This window comes from Mesorhizobium sp. M7A.F.Ca.CA.002.05.1.1 (assembly GCF_003998335.1).
Classification (GTDB): Bacteria; Pseudomonadota; Alphaproteobacteria; order Rhizobiales; family Rhizobiaceae; genus Mesorhizobium.
In genome coordinates, this window is the sequence record NZ_RZQI01000586.1 from 1 (window position 1) to 3,884 (window position 3,884).

At 57.7% G+C, this 3,884-nt stretch carries 4 protein-coding genes and 1 pseudogene; all 5 read right to left on the minus strand.

What is annotated here, in order from left to right:
* Positions 1-162 precede the first annotated feature (162 nt).
* Positions 163-543, minus strand: coding sequence for a GtrA family protein (locus EN939_RS24475; RefSeq protein WP_164748973.1), 381 nt, complete (start codon positions 541-543; stop codon positions 163-165).
* Positions 533-1,483, minus strand: coding sequence for a WxcM-like domain-containing protein (locus tag EN939_RS24480; protein ID WP_127270265.1), 951 nt, complete (start codon positions 1,481-1,483; stop codon positions 533-535). The genes EN939_RS24475 and EN939_RS24480 overlap by 11 nt, the downstream gene beginning before the upstream one ends.
* On the minus strand, positions 1,480-2,418 hold the full coding sequence (locus EN939_RS24485) for a glycosyltransferase family 2 protein (protein WP_206517162.1): 939 nt from the start codon (positions 2,416-2,418) through the stop codon (positions 1,480-1,482). The genes EN939_RS24480 and EN939_RS24485 overlap by 4 nt, the downstream gene beginning before the upstream one ends.
* The gene (locus tag EN939_RS24490; protein ID WP_164748809.1) at positions 2,415-3,515 is read right to left on the minus strand and encodes a DegT/DnrJ/EryC1/StrS family aminotransferase; all 1,101 of its coding nucleotides are present in this window, start codon (positions 3,513-3,515) and stop codon (positions 2,415-2,417) included. The genes EN939_RS24485 and EN939_RS24490 overlap by 4 nt, the downstream gene beginning before the upstream one ends.
* A gap of 156 nt (positions 3,516-3,671) precedes the next feature.
* Positions 3,672-3,884 (minus strand): annotated as a pseudogene (locus tag EN939_RS24495) (hypothetical protein); the annotation flags it as partial.

The window sequence follows — 3,884 nt, forward strand, 5'->3', positions numbered from 1 at the left end:
GATATGCCCCCCAGCGTCCTTGAATGATCCAGACGGATGCGTCCGTTCTGAAGGCTGTTACTTCCTCATCCACTGACAGCGGAAAGGAAGCCAGCTCGGAAAAATACATCGCGGCGAAAATCGCAAAGAGATTAATGGCTGGTCGTATTGTGCTCGGTCGCGTCAGCATGATCTGCGGAGTATCCATCGAGAAATCACGAAGTTGAGGATGGTCGTGATGGCAAGGGTGACAAAGAAGGCTGCTGCAGCATTTTGCAGAACGCTTTCAAGCGTTTTGAGGGCTGCTAGGCCGAGCACGAACACGACCGCAATCGACGCCCCGATTGCCAGTCGATCGGCGATGCCCGTGCGGCCGCCGGGAAAGACGCGATCGGGATAGAACACCATTACGAACACAAGTCCTGTCAGCCAAGCGAGCGCGTAAGACAAACTTGAGGGCAGGACGACAAGGCCGGCAAAATAGACAAGGCTGGTCAGGGCGGTATTTAGTCCGCCGGCGACAAGAAACCGGACGGCGTCTCCGCCAATGCGATCAGCGGTCATCCTGCCTGACCGTATCCAGGAAATCCGCATAGTCCCTGATGTAATCGCCAGCATCATAGTTGTGCGAAGCCATGACCAGCAATGCTGTATCGGGTTGGAATTTATACTGAATTCCCCAAATGCCGGGCGGAATGTAGAGGCCGATCGAGGGTTCGGTCAACGAAACCTCTTTTCTCTCATGGCCGTCGTCAACGACAACGGACAGGCGGCCATGGGCCGCGATCAGGAATTGATGGCACTCGCGATGCGCATGCTCACCCCTGACCTTGTCGGAGGGAACGCCATAAACCAGAAAGGACCGGGCCGGCTTAAACGGTAGGTTTGCACCGAATTCGAGCGGGGCGAGTTCGCCTCGCAGATCGCTAAAATGCGGCAGCCGCCAGAGCTCGGTACCACCCACCCCAAGCGACATTTTCTCGCCCACTGCGCCGGGGAAGGTTTGCGTCAAGGCTGGCACGATCTTCGGGCCGGTCTGGTAGCCGATGATGACTGCGGGATTTCCGACCACGACGGCGTTGGCAGGGACGCTCTTGGTCACCACGGCGCCGGCGCCGACCATCGCCTGGCGGCCGACGACAATGCCCGGCAGGATTGTGGCATTGGCGCCGATGGAAGCGCCGTCCTCGATCGTGGTCAGCAGAAACGCCTCGGGATATCCCTTGGAGCGTGGGAAGCGATCATTGGTGAAGGTCGCATTCGGGCCGACAAACACACGATTGCCCAGGCGCACCCCGTCCCACAGTTGGACGCCGCTCTTGACAGTCACGTCATCGCCGACGATCACGTCGTTCTCGATGAAGACGTGATCGCAGATGTTGCAGTTCGAGCCGAGCACGGCCCCAGGCAGCACGTGAGCGAAGGCCCAAATACGCGTTCCGTCGCCGACATGGGAGCTTTCGCAGATACCCCGTTCGTGCACGAAAAATGGCTTGGCGTTCATTTCGCTGTTCCGTCAACGACGCGGCTGATGATCCGAAGTGGGCGCGATTTGGTGTTTTCAACTGCCCGCCAGAGATAGCAACCAAGAATCCCTTGGACTAGAAGACTGGCCGAACCGAAGCCCGTGATCAGCAGCACCAGTGTCGTATAGCCAGCGGGGTCTATATTGCCAAGTAGCCGTGCAATCACGGTAACGACTGCAAATAGGAGACTTAGCGCACAGCCGGCAAATCCTACCCAGAGGGTGAGCATTATCGGAAAATCAGAGAACGAGAAAATGCTGTCCATCATGTATCGGAACCGCCGTGCCATGCCCCAGGCGCTTGTTCCGTGCTTTCGTTCGCGCCGCCGATAAGGCACGAATTCCCGCCTGAAGCCGACCCAGAAAAGTTGTATGACAAGCGAGCTGTTCGGCTCCTCGATCGAGAGGATCGCTTCCAGAACCTGACGGTTGCAGGCGAAGATATCCACTCCGCCACTCGGCATGCTGGGCAGGACGAGCCTGCGGTAGGCCGACCAGAAAGCCCTCGACAGAAATTTGGTCAAGGGCGGATCGCTACGCCCGGTTCGCTGCCCAAACACGACGTCAGCCTCGTCCTTTTCCAGCTTCGAAAAGAATTCGACGATCAGTTCAGGCGGCTCCTGCAGGTCGGCGGCCATCGCAGCGACCTGGTCACCCGAAGCGTGTTCGAGCCCGGTTCGAATAGCAGTGAACGAACCAAAGTTCCGGCTATGGAAGATGATCTTGTAATCATAGCCCGAGCCTTTCAATTCCTTGATCAGCAGCGGGCCGGATTCGTCCGGCGACCCGTCGACGACGAAGACGAACTCGATGTCGCTATGATATCTGGAGTGGAAATCGGCGACTGCGCCCAGGAGGGAAGGGATGTTCGCCTGATTTCGATAGATCGGGAAAACGATCGAGCGTGTTGTCACATTGTCTCCCATTCGCGGAGGGCCAGGCAAACCCGCTCTACCTCGTCGTCCCTCATATCGGGATAGCAGGGGACCGAACAGAGACGGCTGACGCTGGCCCTCGATACGGTGAGATTTTCGCTCCCCATCATCGGTAAGTCCGCCCAGCCGACCTGGTCGCAATCCAGCACAGGGTAGTGTATGTCAGTGTCGATGCCGCGCTCTTTCATGAACGCCCTGAAGGCGTCCCGGTCGTCGCAAAGCGCGACCGCGAGGTGCGCGACAGCGCCTTCGCCACCTTCCAGGAACTGGAATCGACGCCCGGCAACCGACTTGTACTGGTCTAGGATGCCACGCCGCTGCTGGTTGCGTCTATCCACATCGCCCAGCAAAACGTCCAGTATCGCGGCTTGAACTTCATCCATGCGGGAGTTGCGGCCGTTGGGCACGCCGACATGATATTTTGAACTCCAGCCATATTGTTGCAGTTGCCGTACATGCGCGGCGGTTGCCGTGTCGGAGGTAAGAACAGCGCCGCCGTCCCCCATGGCTCCGAGATTTTTGGTTGGGTAAAAGCTGAACGTGGAGATATCCCCCAGCGAGCCTGCAACGTCGCTTCCGATTCTCGCCCCGTGCGCCTGCGCGCAATCTTCCACGATTGGAATGTGCGAGAGGCCAGCCTGCTCAAGTCCGTCCCGGATGGCGCGGACATCAACGACGCCACCATAGAGGTGGGTGGCGACGATCGCAGCGGTGTCTGCGCTGGCTGCTTTCAGTACCGATTGAAGGGCTATGAGTTGGCTGGCTGGTTCGATATCGACATAGTGCGGAACGAGATCATTCTGCCAGCAGGCACAACTGGCATAGCCCCCCGCATTGGCGGCGACGATCACCTCGCGCCCGTCGTAGCGCTTGGTCACTGCGGCCAATGCAAGTTCGAGCGCATCCGTCCCGTTGGCCACGAGAACGCATTCCGAAACACCTATGAATCTGGAAAAATTTGCCGCAAACCTTTTGCCGATAGCGCCATTGAGCCACCATCCCGAACGTAGCGTGTTCACTACCTCACTCTCGATTTCGACCTGGTAGCGCTGATACAGGCGCTTCAGATCATTCATCGGAACAGATTCTTGTCTCGTCATCGGTAACTCAACGGCTCGAGCGCAATTCATTTTAGTAACGTCCGCAGGGCGCAACGTTGGCATACTCAACTACAGCAGGTGCGACGAATTGGAATCTGAACTGCGAGCAAATAGTATCCGGGAAGAGTACCTTTAAGACTTAGCTCGCGTTCCAGCCCTCTTTGCAGGTTTCGTCGTGAAGGCTTCGACCCTTCCGTTCTTAAGCGTCATTCTTTTCGTACATACGCTTTCGAGCAGGCTCTCATTGTGGGTCGCCAGGACGATGATGCCTGCCTTCTCTGCCAGTTCATCCATGCGTCGTTTGGCTTTTTCCTGAAACGCGGCGTCGCCGGCGCCGATCCACTC

What these genes read in the sequence shown, in the direction of transcription:
- EN939_RS24480 (WP_127270265.1), bottom strand. Translation starts at nt 1,483, where the DNA reads ATGAACGCCAAGCCATTTTTCGTGCACGAACGGGGTATCTGCGAAAGC.
- EN939_RS24475 (WP_164748973.1), bottom strand. Translation starts at nt 543, where the DNA reads ATGACCGCTGATCGCATTGGCGGAGACGCCGTCCGGTTTCTTGTCGCC.
- EN939_RS24490 (WP_164748809.1), bottom strand. Translation starts at nt 3,515, where the DNA reads ATGAATGATCTGAAGCGCCTGTATCAGCGCTACCAGGTCGAAATCGAG.